Origin of the sequence: Duganella sp. Root336D2 (genome assembly GCF_001425005.1) — a bacterium.
In the GTDB taxonomy this organism is placed as follows: domain Bacteria; phylum Pseudomonadota; class Gammaproteobacteria; order Burkholderiales; family Burkholderiaceae_D; genus Rugamonas.
Genome location: NZ_LMDB01000001.1, coordinates 156,802 through 174,772 on the forward strand (window position 1 = coordinate 156,802; position 17,971 = coordinate 174,772).

Here is a 17,971-nt window from a genome sequence, read left to right on the forward strand (position 1 = left end):
CCGGAGACTTATGAAGTCGCTGCTGAACCAACTACCCCGCCTCACCCTCGTTCTCCTGGCGGGCTTCCTGGTCGCGCTTGCATCGCGCAGCTGGGGTGAGACGACGACGCTGCTGATCGTCAGTTCGATCCTGATGTTTGCCTGCTGCTGGGCGAGCGCGAGCCATTTCCTCGGGCATGCGCCGGCTTTCCGCTTCGTCGTCATCGGCCTGGTGGTGGGCTGGTTCGCCGAGGAGATGGGCGCACGTTATGGCTGGTTCTTCGGTTCGTACACTTACACCGAGGTGCTGGGCCCGAGAATCGGCTCCGTGCCTTTCATCATTCCGCTGATGTGGTTCGCCCTGTGCTACGTCGCTTATGTGATCGCCAACCTGATCGTCTGGCAAACGCCGACCGACGGCGTGCCATCGACCCTGATGACCTTCATCATGGCCTTCCTTGGCGCCATGATCGTCACCGCCTACGACCTGGGCGCCGATCCCTATATGGTATTCACGCTCAAGGCCTGGATCATGACCAGGACCGATGGCGGCTGGTTCGGCGAAACCCTGCAGGGCTTTGTCGGCTGGATGACTGTCGCATTCGTGATCATTTACGGCTTCCGCCTGACGTTGCGCAAGAAGCCGTCGGTTCCAAGCAGCCGCATTACGCCGCTCTACGCACTGGTGCCGCTGCTGATTTACGGCGGCAGCATGGTATTCCAGGCCCTCAAGGGCAATCCGATCGAGACCCGCACCATCGCGCTGTTCGCCATGGGCATTCCAGTCCTGACCGGCCTTTGCGGCTGGATGCGCTGGAAGGAAGGAAAATGAACGCACCCGTTGCGATAGCGCCTACCCTGCGCGCCGATCCGCTCGCCGATGACACCATAGCGGCTATCCTGCATGGCCATGACGGCAGCCAGTGGGACGCCATTGCAATCGTCAATCGCCTGCTCGGCCAGTGGCAAAGCAACGCCATCATCGGCGATTGGCGCGCGCCGGAAGGCACGCCGGCTCCGATTGCCTCGGCACTGGAAGCCTTCCTCGCCGCCGGCTCCAGGCTGCCTGAATGGGCCGATGGCGCCCGCATTGCACGCGCGGAAGAACTGTTCTTCGACATGAGCATGCTGTCCTGCAGCCTGCTGTTCTGCGCCAGCCTGCCCGAATGCTATGTGGTGCCGGACCTGGCGGGCGTGCTGCACGTCGCCGGCCAGCTTGAGGCGCACACCGATTACCGCGTGCGCGCCACTGCAGCCATGATCTTCCCGGTCATGATGCACGGCGGCCTGACCAGCGCGGAAGGCGGCGGCGTGGCGCAGATCCTCAAAGTGCGCCTGATCCACGCCACCATCCGTCACCTGATCTTGCGCGGCAATCCTTCCGACGCCGTGCTGGATGGCGGTGGCGCCGTGGCGCCGATGGATGCGCCTTGCCGCAATGTACACGACACGCTGTATAACCATGGCTGGGATGTCGCGGCCGACGGCCTGCCTTGCAACCAGGAAGAACTGGCCTACACCCTGCTCACCTTCCATTACATCTTCCTGCGCGGCCTGCGCAAGCTTGGCCTTGGCTTGCCGCAGCAGGATGAGGAAGCCTACCTGCACACCTGGAATGTGGTCGGCCATATCCTCGGCATCGAGTCCAGCCTGATGCCGCAGACCATGCAGCAGGCCGAAGCCAGCTTCAACGAAATCCAGGCCCGCGCCAGGCTGTCGCCCTACCTGCCCGATACGCGTCCGGAGCTTGGTGCGGCCTTGATGAAGGCCATGCAGGACCAGATCCCGCTGCGCATCCTGAAGCCGTTCCCGGTCCTGCTCACCCGCTACCTGTGCGGCAAGTCCGCCCGCGCCGACCTGGCGCTCAACCAGCGCGTCAACCTGCTGTCGCGCGCCCTGTTCATCAGCGGCATGCTCGCGGTGCGCGGCGTGGACGCCCTGGTGCGGCTGGTGTTCCCCAACTTTTCGATCTGCCGCATGATTACCCGCGTCTTCGGCTACCAGTTCACCGTGAAATTCCTGATGGACCAGACCCGCCCCCTGAAACTCCCGCCCGCGGTCCTGAACCAGGTCGACCACGCCGTGCGCGGCTGGGGCAAGGATCCCAAGGCTCCGGCCTGGATGAATGCTTTGGAAGCGCGCCTGGCCGGCCGTGGCCCGGCCAAGCCGGCAGGAGACCAGCAGCCATGCTGACGCGTTTTTTCCTGGCGTTGTTCCTGGCGCTGGCGACAACCCTTTGCCAGGCCGACGCCACGGCTACCGCACCGGCCGCACCCCTGGTGCTCGACGAACAAGCCGGTTCGCACGACGCCTGGCCCGCAGCCACGATTTTGAAAGACCCGGGCGGCACCCTGAGCGCGGCCGAAGTGCTGGCCGCCGTTTCCGGATTCAAGAAGCCGCAATCGGCGTATGCCACCCTGGGCGTCAACAAGGGCACCGTCATCTGGGTCCGCATCCCCGTATTCGTACCGGCCGACGCCAGCGGCGAATGGACGCTGAACATCGATTATTCGCAGATCAACCGGGTCGACGTGTTTGCCGCCACCGATGGCGCGCTGCACAGCCACACGGTGACCGGCAACCTGCAGCCGGTAGTCGCCCCGGGCGGCGGCGGCCGCACGCCGGCGGCGGCGCTGCGCCTGACGCCCGGCGCCGACCATGTGGTCCTGCTGCGCGTTGAGAACGTCGGCTCGATGATCCTGCCGATCCACTTTTCCAAAGCCGCGGTATATCACGCTTCGGCGCTTGCCGAGCAGATGCTGCAAGGGATACTGATTGGCCTCAGCCTCTGCCTGCTGCTGTACAGCATGGCCCAGTGGGCCAACCTGCGCGAGCCGCTGTTTGCCAAATATTCGCTGCTGATCGCCGGCACCACCCTGTTCTCCTTCGAATTCTTCGGCCTTGGCAGCCAGTACATCTGGCGCGACAACGTCTGGATGACGCTGCACGCCGGAGGCCTGTTCGCGCTGATGGCGTCCTGCGGCGGCTACCTGTTTGTCGAACAGTCGCTGGCGCGCCCTGGCGTCGACCGCACGTTCTCGATCCTGATGAAGGCCGGCGCCGCGCTCGCCGCCCTGTTCGCCGTCGCCTATTGCCTCGACGTGATCAGCGTCGAAGGCCTGGTCATCATCGTCAGCACCCTTGGCCTGCTGCCGATGCTGCTTGGCTTGCCGGGCGCTTACAAGCGCGCCCGCGCCGGCGATTCGGTCGGCATCTACTTCATGGTGGGCTGGGCGGTCAGCTTCCTGTCGTCCGTCGTCCTGAGCCAGGTGATCAGCGGCAAGCTGGCAGCCAACTTCTGGACCATGCACGCGCTCCAGTTCGGCAACGCCTTCGACATGGTAGTCTTCATGCGCATCCTCGGCCTGCGCACCAAGGCCATGCAGAATGCCATGCTGCGCGCCGAAGCGGCCACCCGCCTGAAGTCGGATTTCCTGGCCAATATGAGCCACGAAATCCGCACCCCGATGAATGCCATTATCGGCATGAGCCGCCTGGCGCTGATGACCGACCCCAGTCCGAAACAGCGCAACTACCTGGCCAAGATCCTCGGCGCGGGCGAGCACCTGCTCGGCATCATCAACGACATCCTCGACTTTTCCAAGATCGAGGCCGGCAAGCTGGCTTTGGAAGCGGTGCCGTTCAGCCTGGATGAAATGCTGGACCACCTGTCCACCCTGACCGCCATCAAGACCGATGCGCGCAAGGTGGAGCTGGTGTTCCGCGTCGAACGCGGCGTGCCGCAAAAACTGGTCGGCGATCCGCTGCGCCTGGGCCAGGTGTTGATCAACCTGACCAACAACGCGGTCAAGTTCACCGAACGCGGCGAGATCGTGGTCGCCGTCAGGGCTGCCGAACGTTCGCCGGATGGCGTGGTGCTGCAATTCAGCGTCAGCGATACCGGCATCGGCATGAGCGAGGAGCAGCTTGCGCGCCTGTTCCAGTCCTTCAACCAGGCGGACAGTTCGATCACCCGCAAATACGGCGGCACGGGCCTGGGCCTGAGCATTTCCCGCCAGCTGGTGGAACTGATGGGCGGCAGCATCAAGGTCTCCAGCACGCCGGGCGTCGGCAGCCGCTTCAGCTTCACTGTCAAACTTGGCGTCGGCGATGCGAGTGCGGAGCCGCTTTCGTCGCCGACCGGGGGCCTGCAGCAGGCCCGCGTCCTGGTGGTGGACGACAGTGCCACCGCGCGCGAAGCGCTGGTGGAAATGCTCGGCACCTTCGCCGTGGCAGCGCACAGCGCGAGCTCCGGCGAACAGTCCCTCAATATGCTGGTGCGCGGCGTCGAAACCGGGATGCCTTACCAGGTGGTGCTGATGGATTACATGATGCCGGGATGGGACGGCGTTGAAACCATCCACCGCATTCATGCCGACCCGCGCTTCGCCGCACCGCCATCGATCCTGATGGTCAGCGCCTGCACCCGCGAAACCGTGCTGCAGGAAGAAGGCGAACTGCCGCTGCAAGGATTCCTGACCAAACCGGTCGGCCCGGCGCTGCTGTATCACAGCCTGCTGCAGGTGCTGCGCCCGGAGATCGCACAGCCCGCTTCCCTGCAGGGCGAGCAGCGCGGCGTGCCGGCCGAGGAACTGGCCAGGCTGCGCGGCGCCCGCGTCCTGCTGGTGGAAGATAATGCCAATAACCGTGAAGTGGCGGTCGATTTCCTGGAAACCGTACGCGTGCACGTCGATGTTGCCGTACACGGCGGCGAGGCTGTGCAGATGGTGCAGCAAGGCGACTACGACCTGGTGCTGATGGACGTGCAGATGCAGGTGGTCGACGGACTGAGCGCCACCCGCCAGATCCGCGCCATCCCGGCGCTGCGCGACCTGCCGATCCTGGCCATGACTGCCCACGCCATGCCGGACGACCAGGCCAAGAGCCTGGAAGCAGGCATGAACGCCCATATCACCAAACCGATCGACCCGGACGTGCTGTTCCGCGCCATGCTGAAATGGATCGATCCGTCGCGCCTGGTGGGGCGCGCCATTCCCGGTGCCCCGGCGGCTGAAAGCGGCGCGGACCCGGTCGCCGTCGCCTATCCGCCGCTGGCAGGCGTGGACTGGCAGTACGCGCTGGCGCGCGCCGACCGCGATCCCGCCATCCTTGCCAAACGCATGCGCAGCTTCTGCAGCGAATATGGCGACGGGCCTGCCTTGCTGACTGCTGCGCTGGCCGACGGCGACTGGGCCCAGGTGGAACGCCTGGCCCACAACCTCAAGTCAAGCGCCACCTATCTTGGCGCCATCGGGCTCGCCCAGCTTTCCGACATCGTGGAAGCCGGTATCCGCGACGGGCGCCCCGAGCGCTGCACCCGGGAGGCGGCAGACATGGCCAAGACGCTGGGAATCATCCTGGCCGGCTTTACCAATGCCCTGCAGCCGGCAGCCGGCGCCGGCGCAAGCCAGGCCGCCGATTTTGGCCGCCTGCTGCGCGAACTCGATGGTTTCCTGCGCGCCGACGACGCCCGCGCCGAAGACTTGCTGACCGAATTGAGCGCCCTGCTCGCAGGTTCCACCCACGCTGCCCTGCTGGCGCGCATCCAGCGTGCGGTGGATGAAATCGAATATCATGATGCCCTGAAACCGCTGGCCGAACTGGCGCAGGCACTCGGCATCGACATGGAAATGAACGCATGAACCAAAAGGTCTTGATCGCGGATGATGACGGAATCAACCGCCAGGTTCTCGCCACCTTGCTGAAACCGGAGTACGTCGTATTGCTCGCCAAGACAGGCGAGCAGGCCATCGAGCGGGCGCAGCGCCACCTGCCCGACCTGCTGATGCTGGACGTGATGTTGCCCGACATGGACGGCTACGAAGTATTGCGCCGCCTGCGCGCCGATCCTGCCACCGCCCAGATTGAAGTCATCTTCATCACCGGCATGGGGCGGCCTGAGGACGAGGCACGCGGCCTCAAGCTGGGCGCCGCCGATTACATCACCAAGCCCTTCAACAGCACGGTTGTGATGGCGCGCGTCGCCACCCACCTGGAAGTGGTGCGCCAGCGCCGCATGCTGGAACACCTGGCGCATATCGATGGCTTGACCGAACTGGCCAACCGCCGCCGCTTCGATGAAGTCTATGAAAGCGAATGGCAGCGCGCCTCACGCCATGCGCACACGATTTCAGTAGCGCTGCTGGACATCGACTGCTTTAAGCAGTACAACGATCATTACGGTCACCCGGCCGGCGACCGCGCCCTGCGGGCCGTGGCCCGCGTCGCACGCAGCGCCATGCGCCGTCCATGCGATGTAGCGGCCCGCTACGGCGGCGAGGAACTGGTGGTCCTGATGCCGGAAACCGATGCCGCGCAAGCCTTGTATGTGGCTGAAGGCATCCGGGAAGCGGTGGCACAGCTCCTGATTCCCCACCAGCAGTCCATCGCCAGCCCGGTCCTGACCGTCAGTATCGGCGGCGCCACCCTGCCCGCGGGAAGCCAGGAAACGGCGCCGGCACTGTTCGATGCCGCCGATGCTGCCCTGTACCGCGCCAAGGAGGCCGGCCGCAACCGCGTCAACTGGAGGATGTGATGGCCAAGCGATTGATGATCGAAGGTCTGGTGCAAGGCGTCGGCTACCGCTACGCGCTTGCGGAACGGGCAACCGCGCTCGGCCTGGCGGGCTGGGTTCGCAACCGCGCCAACGGCGCCGTGGAAGCCAGCGTGCATGGTCCAGCCGACGCCGTGAAAGCCATCATTGAATGGGCGCACCGTGGCCCGGGCGCTGCGCGTGTCAGCCACGTCCATGTCGCGGACGACCCGGAAGCGGCGCCGCCGGGCGCCACCTTCGATATCCGTCCCACGCTCTAGTACGCCAACGCCTAGCCGCTGAACACCCGCAGCAGGAGCCAGCCCGGCAAGGCAAGGTAGAGCGCGAAGTGCCCTGCGCGCTCCAGTCCGTGCCGGATGCCAGGCGCATTTCCAGGCCGCAGCGCTTCCGCCAGCAGGGTTACCGATTCAATTACCGTACGCAGCAAAGCAGCGCCCAGTACCACTCCAATGGCCCAGGCTGCCCACCACATTCCAAAGGCGCCCAGGTAGGCAGCCAGGCCAAAACTGTAGAATTCGCCCAGTGCGCTGCCATACGCAATGTGCTGGTGCAGGTGGAAGGCCGGAAGCGCCAGCGCAAACGGCAGCAGCACGAACTTGGCCAGCGGATGATCGAGCCGCGTTCCCGGCGCCGCTAACGTGCGCCAGCGGCGCGGCTTGGCAGGCATGGGACCGCCGGCGGCCGCCAGACCAGCGGAGAACGCGGCTGGGTCCGGCAGCGCCAGGCCAAAGTTCGAATAGCGTCCAGAGCGCAGCCGCAGCGTCACGCCCGGGCCCGGCACGGGCAAGCGCCAGGGTTCAACTGCAGCCAGCTCGGCCAAAGCGAGTTCAAGCTTCTGCGCCCCGCGTTCCAGCACCAGCCGCCCGTCGACAATTGAAGCCCGCGCCGAAAATGCCATCAGCACGCACCACGCTATCGCTTCCGGCAGCAGGAAGAACAGGGTAAACATGCGCATCTGCGCCAGGGTATTGGTACGCAGCGGCTCGTTCAACAGCAGGGCTGCACACATGCCCAGCAGGCCGGCACGTGAAGTCACGCGAAGAACACCCGCCACGATGCGCGCCGCAGCCGGCAACACGGCCAGCCGCACCGGAAAAGCCGGCCGTGACGCACGCGCCCGTGCTCCTTCAGCATGCGGCCGCCACAACTGGCTGAGTGGCCTTACGGTCAGCACCAGCAACATCGCGCAGCAGGCCAGCCCGACCCAGTCGCCCCACAGCACCATCAGCGTCGGCGCCGGTGAGCGCACCGGCAGGTCGGCAATCACGATACCTGGTTGGCCGACGCCGGTTCCGGCCAGCACCTCGCCGTATTCATCGATCGCGGCGCTGAAACCGTTGGTCGTCACGCGAAACTGCGGCAAGCGCGTTTCAATGCTGCGGAACGCTGCCGCCGCCTGGTGCAGCCGTGCCCCCGGTCCGTCGCCACTGAACCAGGAATCATTCGACATCGTGAAGATGACCTGCCCGCCAAGCCGCGCGCCGGCGATGGCCAGGCCCGGATCGACATCGTCGCGGCAGATCAAGGGCAACACTGGTATTTCGCGGCCGTCGGCAAGACGCAAAGGGAAGACCCGCGCGCCGCTGCCGGGCAGCCAGTTGCCGGCCCATGGCAGCAGGGTTCGTACCGATGGGCGGTCCAGCAATGGCGGCAGGTACTCGGTGAACGGGAACAGCCGCGACTTGCGGTACATGCCCACCAGGCCGCGGCCGGGCTGCACAAAAGCCGCGGCGTTGTACTCGCCCCGCTCATCGCGGTCGTAGGTGCCGAATACCAGCGGCACCGCTGCCGCATTGGCGTATTCGCCGATCTCCCGGTCGAACTCCGCTCCCGCCGCGCTTTTGGGCTTGCCGAATGTAGTGGGATAGGCGGTTTCGGACCACAGCAGCGCCTCCGCGTGCTGGCGCGCGACCGCGTCGTAACCCATCGCGAAGTGCCGGTCCAGCACTGCGCGCACAACCGCGTAAGTGCCCTTCTCCTGCCGCTGCCGTTCGTAATCCGCCATATCCGCCTGGATCAAGCCCATGCGAAGCGGCTTGCCTGCAGCTGCCGGGCTGCCCGACAGCGCCAGCGCGCCGTAGGCGGCGAGGACTGCGGGAACCAGCGCCGCCATCGCCAACGGCCTGGCGAATGCGCGCCATCCCTCACGATAGCGCGCCAGGCTGGCGGCCACGCCCTCATTGGCAAGCAGGAGCAAAAACGTCAAGCCAGCCGTCCCGCCCACATCGGCCGCCTGCCGCAGCAAGCGCGAGGGATACAGGCCATAACCAAGCGTATCGCCCAGCATGCGCGGCACCAGCCATTCCGTCGCGCCCCAGGCCGCGGCCGCCGCCAGCGCGCTCACGGCTCGCCCGTACCAGCGCCGCGCCGCGTAGCGTGCCAGCGCATAAGCAAAGAACTGCGGCTGGAAGAGCGGCGCGGCAAGCAGCAGCAAAGCGAACCCGGTCGCTTCCCCGATCTGCGTATAGCGCCCAAAGGCCGCGCCGAACCACGCAAAGCCGGCTGCCGTGTAAGCCAGCGACATGATCCAGGCGCAGAGCAACGTCCAGCTAAGCGAACTGCGTCCGTCGAGCGCCCGCAGCCATGGTACGAGCAACACAAAACCCAGCACGCAGGCCGCGCCGCCGCGCGCATACAGGGCAGTCATCGCAGCACTGGCGAGAATGCAGGCAAGTATCTTCATTTTCCGGAGCTGTCGATCGGGGGAGGAATCACAATGCGCCGCAAAGGCAGTCCGGGCGGCGCCAGTTCAGGAGGAACGACGCGGTCTTTCGGCATTTCGAGCGGCCGGTTCGATGCATCGTAGAGCTGGAAATCCGGGGCGAACATCAAGATGGGCTCTATGTTCTGGCCGTCGTCGGTCACCTGGTGGTGGCGCACATACCCCGGCGGCAGCGCGAAATCCTTCGGTACCGCCAGCCCTGCGAGCGGCGGGTTCGTGCCGGGCGGGTTGAACGCGCCCAGGCCGGTATGCACGCCCTGCTCGTGCAAGCGTTTGATGACCTCATTCATGGTCGGCTTCTCGCCCCGCATGACGTAACTGCGCAAGTCGCGCGTTGGATCGGCATCGCCTTCAGGCGCAGGCTGCATTTGGCGCCGGGGCGCTTCGCGCGCAACCGGTGGCGCGGCTGTGGCAGCCAAGGCTGGTCGTCCGGCAGCCGCCACATTTGCCGGGGCCGGCGGTTGGCCCGCCCCGGCTGCCGCGTCACCGCGCGCAAAGTACCAAAGAAAGAAAGCCAGGCTGGCCGCGCCAACGGCCAGCAGCAGCGCCGCCGCCAGGTAACCCGGGCTGGGGCGCCAGGAACTCACGGCGTTGGCGAGTTGAAGACCGAGACCGCCCACCCCATGCGTTCATGCCCGAACTGGTTCCAGATCGGGTTCTTGCCCGAACTGAAGGAAGTGTAGCGAGGCGCCCCGCTGCCGGTGGTGCCGCCGAACAGCCCTGCCGTCACAGTGCTGCCGGTGTAAGTCGGGTGGGTATCGTCCGACTGGATGTAGTCGTAGCTGCTGCCCGCCGACACGAAGTGCGTATTGGCGTCGCGCAGGGTCGAACGCAAGGTCGACGTGATGCGCGTGACGTAACTGGCCTGGCTTTCACCCGCCACATAGCGCAGCGCGTCGGAATCGGCAATGCCATCGCCATTGCTGTCGTAATCTGCGCCCATGTACTGGGCGAAGTTGTCAGCGCACTGGAAGCCTTTCTGGCGCGCCGTATCGCACATCATGAAATTCATACGGGCCAGTGCAGGCAGGAACTTCTGCTGCATATTGACGGTGGCGCCGGTGTTCGGATCCTTGCAGGAGCTCTGCACATTGTCGGCCGTGTAGCCCGGATAGTGCAGGTTCGAGATGACCTTCACCTTCACGCCCGAATAGGCGTTGGCATTGATGTAGTCCATGGCTGCGGCAACGTAGGTCTTGCAGCTATTCTCGGCAGCCGTCAGCACCGAGTCATCGCAGGTACCGCTCTGGCCCTTGAAGGCGGAGCGGGCCTGCAGCCCGTCGTTGCCGCACATTTCGAAGGTGACCACGCGCGTATTGCTGGCCTGCATATAAGATCGCTCGGCGACAATTTTATTGTTGTAGACATCGGAGGCCACGGCGCCGGATTTGGCGCGGCGTACGCTTTCGATATCGGCATTCCATGCTGCCGACAGGTATTCCGCATCAACCGTCGGTGCTGAATACTTGGCCGCGCTGGTGATCGAGCCGTTATATCCCGCATAAATTGAATCGCCATAAGCGACAACGCGGTACTTGGTGCTCGTGCCGGCACGGTCGATGGTCCAGGAAACGTTTTGGGTCAGGGTGTTTGCTGCTGCCTGTCCCCCTAGGGTAAACAAGACTACTGCGGCCAAAAGCGTACTGCGGATGCGAGTTTGCATAGAGTGTCTCCGATCATTGAAGTATTTTTCGAATCGACCAGCCAACAACTCATCTTAGCGCCGGCCTGCGCGGCAACAACCCCGTGGCTCGCAGGGACAAGCAAATGGCCTGGAAGGCCTTAGCGCTTGTCGCGCGCTGGCCACGAACCGGCGCCGATGCGGCATAATATGGCATGCTGAAACTGACCTTCCTTGGCACCTCATCCGGCGTGCCAACTATCCGGCGTAACGTAACTGCGCTGGCCTTACATACAACAATGAACCGCGACTGGTGGCTGGTCGATTGTGGCGAAGCCACCCAGCACCAGCTGCTGCGCATCCCGCTCACCGTGCATGACCTGGCGGGGATCTGCGTCACCCACATCCATGGCGACCATAGCTACGGGCTGCCGGGCCTGCTCGCAAGCGCATCCATGAACGGCCGCAAGAAACCGCTTATCCTGATCGCCCCGGCCCCGGTCAAGGCCTGGCTCGATGCCACCATGCTGCATACCGAACTCTTCCTGACGTTCGAGATCATCCACATCGACGTGGCTAGCGAGCAGTCGGTCTACCAGCAGGATGGGCTGACGATCGAACGCTTCCCGCTCTCGCACCGCGCTCCCAGCTTCGGCTTCAAGTTTAGCTTCGAAAAGACTACATGGAAGGTTGATAGTGAGGCGCTGCGCGCGCGCGGCGTGCCGCCCGGTCCGGCCTGGGGCCAGCTCCAGCATGGCAAGGACGTACATATGGACGACGGTACCGTGCTGGCCGCAGCCCGCTACCGCTCGCAGCACACCGAACGGGCGACCGCGGTCATCGGCGGCGACAACGATACGCCGTCGCTGCTGGCCAAGGCTTGCCAGCATGCCGACGTGCTGGTCCACGAGGCTACCTACACCGAGGCCGTGCTGCAAAAAGTCGGTCCCGGCCCTCAGCACAGCTCGGTGCAGCGCACCGCCAGCTTTGCCGCCGATGCGCAAATACCGAACCTGGTCCTGACCCATTTCAGCGCCCGCTACGACAGCCTGGAAGGCATGGCTGAGGTGGCAGCCGAAGCGCGCCGGCATTACAGCGGCACGCTATTCCTGGCGCAGGATTTCAATACCTATGAACTGAGCAACGGCGCCCTGGCGAAACTGCCCCCAGCGCCGCGCGCAAAATAACGCCATGACAGCAATCACCGAATTCCGCACCGCATCCCCGGCACCTGAATACGACCATCCGCGCGAAGAACGCCGGCTGGAGGGGCATCCACAGCGCACCACCTGGAACCATTTCACCAATGCCAGCGGCGAAGTCCATGCCGGCATCTGGGCCTGCGAAAAAGGCAGCTGGCGCATAGAGTTCGCACCTGGCAAGGATGAGTATTTCCATGTCCTCGAAGGCCGCTGCCGCGTGATTGACGAGCAAGGCCGGGCCGCCGAAGCGGGACCGGGTGACGCGCTGGTGATACCGGGCGGTTTCAAGGGGGTGTTCGAGGTCGTCGAACCGGTTCGCAAGCACTATGTGATCGTAGAGCGCAACACGGGCGCCGCATCCTGATGTTTTTTTGCTATTATTCGCTCCTTTTCCCAACAGGAGCATCGAATGAAACTCACTATCCGGGCACTGGCCCTTACTGCCGGCCTTGCCACCGTTTGCCTGACTAGCCACGCCGAGGTGATCCCTCTCAAACTGGCCCCGGGCCTGTGGGAAGAAACCCGCGTCACCCTGATCAACGGCCAGAACGTCGAGGAAGCGATGCGCAAGGGCCGCGAAAAGATGATGGCGCGCCTGACGCCGGAACAACGCAAGCAGATGCAGGAACAGATGGGTCGCGGCAGCAACGCTGGCGGAACCCAAACCTGCCTGACACCGGCACAAGTGGCCAAGGGCGTCGACACCGAAGTCATCAAGCGCAAAATGGAACAGTCGTCCCAGGGCTGCAAGCTGGACATCATCTCGGCCAGCAGTTCCGGCGCCAAATTCAAGGCCGCTTGCATGGGACCGCAGGGGAACAACTACAACGGCAGCGGCGAGTATATCGTCGCCAATAGTAAGGAATGGCGTTTCAAGATGGTCGGCGACGGCAAGGTCACCGGCCCGAATGGCGCCCCCGTGCCGCAAGCGGGCGACTTCCATGCCACCCAGGAAGTGACCGCCCGCTGGAAAGGCAGCGACTGCGGCAACGTGCCGCCGCAGCAGGAGGGCTAACGCCCTATTTTAATGGTAAGCGGAGGGATCTTTTTCGGCGACTGGGCCTTAGCCGGCAAATACTCAGGAAGAGGAACCTGCTTGAAGATCGCCGCTGCCTCATTGGTAAGCTCTTTGCCGCTGGCATTGATCATGATGGTGGCGGTGCATCCCTCTTTCACCTTTTCCACAACCTCTTTCAGCTTGCCCTCCGAAATGCCCTGATCGTCGGAATTATTCAACAGGTAGTCCCGGAAAATCTTGCCGTGGTCAAGCGCGAAGGATTGACGTAGAGATCCATCTGAGTCCTTTTCATTTCCAATTTCCTTCAGCACTGTATCCAATTCTTCATACAGGATGGGGTTGTCTTTTGGCCTGGCTTCGGTCGGCATCGCGGGCCAAGCCACATAAAGAATAGATGGTCGGTTCTCGTCACCATCGAACTTTTTCATTAACGCTATAAGCCTGGTCAACTGCCAGTTCGGTGTCTCTAGTTGATTTTCGAAGGATTTCGAGGACAATGCCGCCCTGAGATTACAGTCAGCCTTTGCCTTCCAATCCTCTTCGGCGTCCTTGCTTCTGGACTTCGAGAAAGCTTTACGCTTCACATTAAGGCGCTCCGGCTCGAGTGCATCCAGCCTTTTGGCCTGCACGACAATCACGCGATACCGAGTTCCGCCCGACGGAGCATCGATGATCACCATGCAGAAGTCAGCACCAATGACCGTCTCGCTCTTGTCGTTAAAGTGCGTCCAGACCAACTGATAGTCGGTGGGCGGCTCTTTCCAGATCCAGTGCCTGCGCCAAAGTACTGCGGCCGAAGCAAGCGATGCGGCGAAAGTGGCGGTAACGCCCTCTTCTCCTAACCCTGAATAAAGTGAGCTCGCATGGAGCATAGCGAACGCTTCTTCAATAATTAATTGCCCTATCGCACAGGGTGCGGCGGCTTCCTGCGCTTTTTGCGTGACGCCCGTAACCGCATCGACTGCCGCTTTATACGGGGACGGGAAGTCTGTGCCTAAAATTTCCGAAGTTTCATTACTCATCTTCATTTCATATTCATCTCGAATTTGACTTTAAGTTAATTGAACTTACTTTTTAACAAGTATGACCACGAATTAACCGCCCGTCCATACCGACTCGCGCCAGATCTGGGCCTAATGCAAACATTGCTCATGTTAAACTTCAATGCTTGGCGCCCCTGAGTTGAGAAGAAGGATTTGAATGGCAGTGATGTCGTGGTTTGGCTGGTCCGTGCTGTGCACCCTCCCCCTGGTCTGGCGCCTGGTGAAGGTGTTTGTGCTGAAGAGGGCAACCCTGCTTGGACAAGGCTTCATTCGCCTGGTCCTGGGCACCCTGCTTATTTTGCTGGCCAACGCGATTGCCGCCTCGCTCAGCCGTCCTGCCGGGATAGCCATGGTCCTCGCCACGGGGATCGTGGCCGTTCCCTGGCTGTTCGGCTATCGGGCCCTCGAATTCCTGGCTTGGTGCAGCCGCCTCGCGCGCTTGTCCAAGCGCCCGGCCGGGCCAGACCGGCGTGCGGCGCCGAGACCTGGCCCCGTCACTGCCGCGACGGCTACCCCGCAGCGCACGAGCGACCGTTTTATCGACAAACGTCCGGCGTGGGAAGCTCCCCCGGACGCACCACCGGCGCGCTTCTTCGGAGCGGATGCCCTGGAGAAGGCGCGCGCCGCTGCGCCCCGTCCGAGCGAAGAATGGGCGGAAGTCGAAAGCCTGCGCCCAACCCCGGCAATGCTGGCCCGGGCCAGGGCCAGGGAAGAATCCGAGACGCGTCCCAAGCAGGCACAAACCATCAGGATCGTGAAGCTGCCGCCGGCGTCCGAGCCGGTCCGCACCATGAAGGCCGCTTCCCCGCCGGCGCCGGGCGTGCAAGCGGCGATGGTACAAGTACAGCTGGTGCAGACAGCTATAGAAGTGCGCACGATTGCCGCTACAATGCCCGAGCCGGCTTGGCTGAGCGACATGGCAGGCGTGCAGTCCACGCTGGAACATGCGCCGCACATCACCGGGCAGCCGATCGAAGTCGAATACACGCCGTTTGCGCCTGTGCCGGATGCTGCGCCGCGATTGGACTGGCATCCGTCCCCTCCAGTCATTCAAATTGAGCCTGTGCCGCTGGTTGCTGTGCCGAACGTGCAGCAGCTGGAACCGTCCATCACGGTTTTCGCCCCGCCTCCCGCCGCGCCAGAGCCCGCGCCGGCATCCGCTCCGCCAGCCCCGCCTGCCGAACCGGCCGCGCACTGCACGGCGTCGGAGTTCGATATCGAAATTCCTGGACTGGACCTGCTGGACGCCTTTTCCGAAGCCAGGTTCGAAGTGTCCTCCACCGAACTGGAGGAGACGGGCCGTCTGATCGAACAGCGCCTGAAGGAATTCAAGGTCCCGGTCACCGTACTTGGCGCCTCCGCCGGTCCTGTCATCACCCGTTTCGAGATCGAGCCGGCGGTGGGCGTGCGCGGCGCGCAGATCGTGGCGCTGGTGAAGGACCTGTCGCGCGCGCTCGCCGTGACTTCGGTGCGCGTGGTCGAGACCATTCCCGGCAAGACCTGCATGGGCCTCGAGCTGCCCAACACCCGCCGCCACATGATCCAGCTCTCCGAGATCCTGGCATCGGATGCCTACCGCGCCTCCCGTTCGCAACTCACGCTGGCGATGGGCAAGGACATCACCGGCGCCCCGGTGGTCACCGACCTGGCGCGCGCGCCGCACATGCTGGTTGCGGGCACCACCGGTTCCGGCAAATCGGTGGCAATCAATGCCATGATCGTATCCCTGCTGTACAAGGCCACGCCAACCGATGTGCGCCTGATCATGATCGATCCGAAGATGCTGGAACTATCGGTCTACGACGGCATCCCGCACCTGCTGGCGCCCGTGGTCACCGACATGAAGCTGGCGGCCAATGCGCTGACCTGGTGTGTCGCCGAAATGGAAAAGCGCTACCGCCTGATGTCCGCCCTGGGTGTGCGCAACCTGGCCGGCTTCAACCAGAAAATCCGCGACGGCAAGGCGGCCGAGAAATACATCACGAATCCGTTCTCGCTCACACCGGACGCACCGGAACCGCTGTCGACGCTGCCGACTATTGTCGTAGTCATCGACGAGCTGGCTGACCTGATGATGGTGGCCGGAAAAAAAATTGAAGAATTGATCGCGCGCCTGGCGCAGAAGGCCCGCGCAGCCGGCATCCACCTGATCCTCGCGACGCAGCGCCCTTCGGTCGATGTGATCACGGGCCTGATCAAGGCCAATATCCCGACCCGCGTTGCCTTCCAGGTGTCGTCCAAGATCGACTCGCGCACCGTGCTTGACCAGATGGGGGCCGAGACCCTGCTGGGCCACGGCGACATGCTGTTCCTGCCGCCAGGCAGCGGCTACCCGCAGCGCGTGCATGGCGCCTTCGTATCCGACGAAGAAGTGCACCGCGTAGTGGACTACCTGAAGCAGTTTGGCGAACCCGAATATGAGGAGGCGATCCTGGCCGGCACGCCAAGCGAAGAGCCGGCAGCCGACCTTCTCGGCGACGTCAGCGCCGGGGAAACCGATCCGCTCTACGACGAAGCGGTGGCCTTCGTCATCCGTACCCGCCGTGCCTCTATTTCTTCGATCCAGCGCCAGTTGCGGATCGGATACAACCGTGCAGCGCGCATGGTGGAAGACATGGAGGCAGCCGGCATCCTTTCCTCCATGTCGACCAACGGCAGCCGCGAGATCCTGCTCCCTGTCTCAGCGGAATGAGCAAGCGGTTGCGGCACGCTGGTGCGGCCGCGGCTCGGGCCGGCACTAGAACTTGATGCCGATCACGTTCATCAGGCGATTCAGGTCTCCTTCTTCCTGCATGACTTCAGCCAGGACTTCCGGCAGGGGCATGCGGCCCCACCGGGCGGCACGGCGCAACAGGAACGGCGTTGGGCTGTGCGGTTCCACCGCCACCAGGTAGTCGGCCAAAGCATCCAGCGTCACATAGGCTTCGTTGCGGTCCCGCCATTGGCCGACGACGATCGGCTCCTGCTTTGGCGCTGGTTCCGGCGCCGTTTCAGCAGCCGGCGCTTGCGGCGCTTCCCCAGCGGCGGCTGCCGCGACACTTTCCCGCTGCTCCGGCTGCAACTGCTGCAGCACGCGCTGGACGGCTTCCAGCGCGCCTTGCAGCTTGCCCAGTTTGGGCGACTGCTCCTGCAATTGATCGTGCAGCATGGCCGACATCGAGTGCAGGTAGTCCAGGCTATGCAAAACGGCGGCCCGCGTGACTGCCATTTGCGCACCTTGCGCCGCACCAGCGGCCAGTACATCGGCGCGGGTCGCCACCGGTTCGCCGCCCGGCGCATCGGCGCCCGCTTCACGCGCCGTCGCCATGCGTTCCCAGTCGGCCAGCGTAGCGCGCGGCGGCTTGAAGCCTTCCAGCATCAACAACGGCGCCTGGACGCGTACGCTGACGCTGAGCGAGTCGTTCAGCCACTCCAGCGACGCCAGCCGCGCATCGCAATCACCGTCGTCCTCGATCAAGGGATGCAGCACCGGCCAATAGCTGCGCAACAGCGCATCCAGCAAACGCAGGCCATGCAGCAAGCCGACGAAGCCGCGCTGGCGCATCCACGCTTCGGCCAGCCAGACGGCAAGCTGCAAGTCTTTTGAGCGCGTGGCGAGCATCGTGCCGCAGCGCTGTGCCACCTGGTCCCAGTCGGCGTATTTCAGCGGCCGGTCCCAATGGCCCATGGGCAGGCTCGGGTCGTCCTCTTCGCGCAGCAGGCGGATCTCGGTAAACGCGGAGTCGTCGCGTGCCGGTGGACCGCATGGCGCGTCTTGCGACACGGGCGCCAGCAACTGGTCCAGCAATTGCTGTTCGGAGGCGCTGACCAGGAAATCGGGGATCGCTTTCATC

At 63.9% G+C, this 17,971-nt stretch carries 13 protein-coding genes and 1 pseudogene; 9 read left to right on the forward strand and 5 right to left on the reverse strand.

From position 1 onward, the window contains the following. Positions 1-10 precede the first annotated feature (10 nt). The 5 genes from ASD07_RS00630 to ASD07_RS00650 are packed head-to-tail and all read left to right on the forward strand — an operon-like array spanning position 11 to position 6,792. Entirely contained in the window at positions 11-811 is an 801-nt protein-coding gene (locus ASD07_RS00630; protein WP_055923673.1) for a carotenoid biosynthesis protein, read from the forward strand. Next, positions 808-2,172 (forward strand): oxygenase MpaB family protein, encoded by a 1,365-nt coding sequence (locus ASD07_RS00635; RefSeq protein ID WP_055923677.1) that lies wholly within the window; start codon positions 808-810, stop codon positions 2,170-2,172. The genes ASD07_RS00630 and ASD07_RS00635 overlap by 4 nt, the downstream gene beginning before the upstream one ends. After that, positions 2,166-5,621, forward strand: a complete 3,456-nt coding sequence (locus tag ASD07_RS00640) for a hybrid sensor histidine kinase/response regulator (protein WP_055923680.1) — start codon at positions 2,166-2,168, stop codon at positions 5,619-5,621. The genes ASD07_RS00635 and ASD07_RS00640 overlap by 7 nt, the downstream gene beginning before the upstream one ends. Beyond that, positions 5,618-6,514 carry a diguanylate cyclase gene (locus tag ASD07_RS00645; protein WP_055923684.1) on the forward strand — a complete coding sequence of 299 codons (897 nt, stop codon included), beginning with the start codon at positions 5,618-5,620 and terminating at the stop codon, positions 6,512-6,514. The genes ASD07_RS00640 and ASD07_RS00645 overlap by 4 nt, the downstream gene beginning before the upstream one ends. Next, the gene (locus ASD07_RS00650) at positions 6,514-6,792 is read left to right on the forward strand and encodes an acylphosphatase (protein WP_055923688.1); all 279 of its coding nucleotides are present in this window, start codon (positions 6,514-6,516) and stop codon (positions 6,790-6,792) included. The genes ASD07_RS00645 and ASD07_RS00650 overlap by 1 nt, the downstream gene beginning before the upstream one ends. Positions 6,793-6,803: 11 nt before the next feature. On the opposite strand, the gene lnt is transcribed toward ASD07_RS00650, so the two are convergent. From lnt to ASD07_RS00665, 3 genes are read right to left on the reverse strand one after another with little or no spacing between them, the layout of a single operon-like run. Beyond that, positions 6,804-9,215 carry an apolipoprotein N-acyltransferase gene (gene lnt, locus ASD07_RS00655; RefSeq protein WP_229207009.1) on the reverse strand — a complete coding sequence of 804 codons (2,412 nt, stop codon included), beginning with the start codon at positions 9,213-9,215 and terminating at the stop codon, positions 6,804-6,806. Beyond that, on the reverse strand, positions 9,212-9,841 hold the full coding sequence (locus tag ASD07_RS00660) for a hypothetical protein (RefSeq protein WP_229207010.1): 630 nt from the start codon (positions 9,839-9,841) through the stop codon (positions 9,212-9,214). Before ASD07_RS00660 ends, lnt begins: the two co-directional genes overlap by 4 nt. Continuing rightward, positions 9,838-10,917: an SGNH/GDSL hydrolase family protein gene (locus ASD07_RS00665; RefSeq protein ID WP_055923695.1), complete on the reverse strand. Its 1,080-nt coding sequence runs from the start codon at positions 10,915-10,917 to the stop codon at positions 9,838-9,840. Before ASD07_RS00665 ends, ASD07_RS00660 begins: the two co-directional genes overlap by 4 nt. Positions 10,918-11,090: 173 nt before the next feature. On the opposite strand from ASD07_RS00665, the gene ASD07_RS00670 reads away from it, so the two are divergent. From ASD07_RS00670 to ASD07_RS00680, 3 genes are read left to right on the forward strand one after another with little or no spacing between them, the layout of a single operon-like run. Further along, positions 11,091-12,062, forward strand: coding sequence for a ribonuclease Z (locus tag ASD07_RS00670; protein WP_055923698.1), 972 nt, complete (start codon positions 11,091-11,093; stop codon positions 12,060-12,062). 4 nt (positions 12,063-12,066) lie between these two features. After that, positions 12,067-12,441, forward strand: a complete 375-nt coding sequence (locus tag ASD07_RS00675; protein WP_055923701.1) for a cupin domain-containing protein — start codon at positions 12,067-12,069, stop codon at positions 12,439-12,441. Between the two features lie 45 nt (positions 12,442-12,486). After that, positions 12,487-13,092 (forward strand): DUF3617 family protein, encoded by a 606-nt coding sequence (locus tag ASD07_RS00680; protein ID WP_055923705.1) that lies wholly within the window; start codon positions 12,487-12,489, stop codon positions 13,090-13,092. Here the strand turns inward: ASD07_RS00680 and ASD07_RS00685 are convergent. Then, complete coding sequence (locus tag ASD07_RS00685) at positions 13,089-14,123, reverse strand: hypothetical protein (RefSeq protein ID WP_055923707.1); 1,035 nt, start codon at positions 14,121-14,123, stop codon at positions 13,089-13,091. The two genes, ASD07_RS00680 and ASD07_RS00685, sit on opposite strands and share 4 nt — an antisense overlap. A 1,150-nt stretch (positions 14,124-15,273) precedes the next feature. Between ASD07_RS00685 and ASD07_RS32260 the strand changes: the two are divergent. Further along, positions 15,274-16,830: pseudogene (locus ASD07_RS32260) on the forward strand (DNA translocase FtsK); the annotation flags it as partial. Positions 16,831-16,875: 45 nt separating this feature from the next. Here ASD07_RS32260 and tssA read toward each other — a convergent pair. After that, complete coding sequence (gene tssA, locus ASD07_RS00695; RefSeq protein ID WP_055923713.1) at positions 16,876-17,970, reverse strand: type VI secretion system protein TssA; 1,095 nt, start codon at positions 17,968-17,970, stop codon at positions 16,876-16,878. Position 17,971 lies beyond the last annotated feature (1 nt).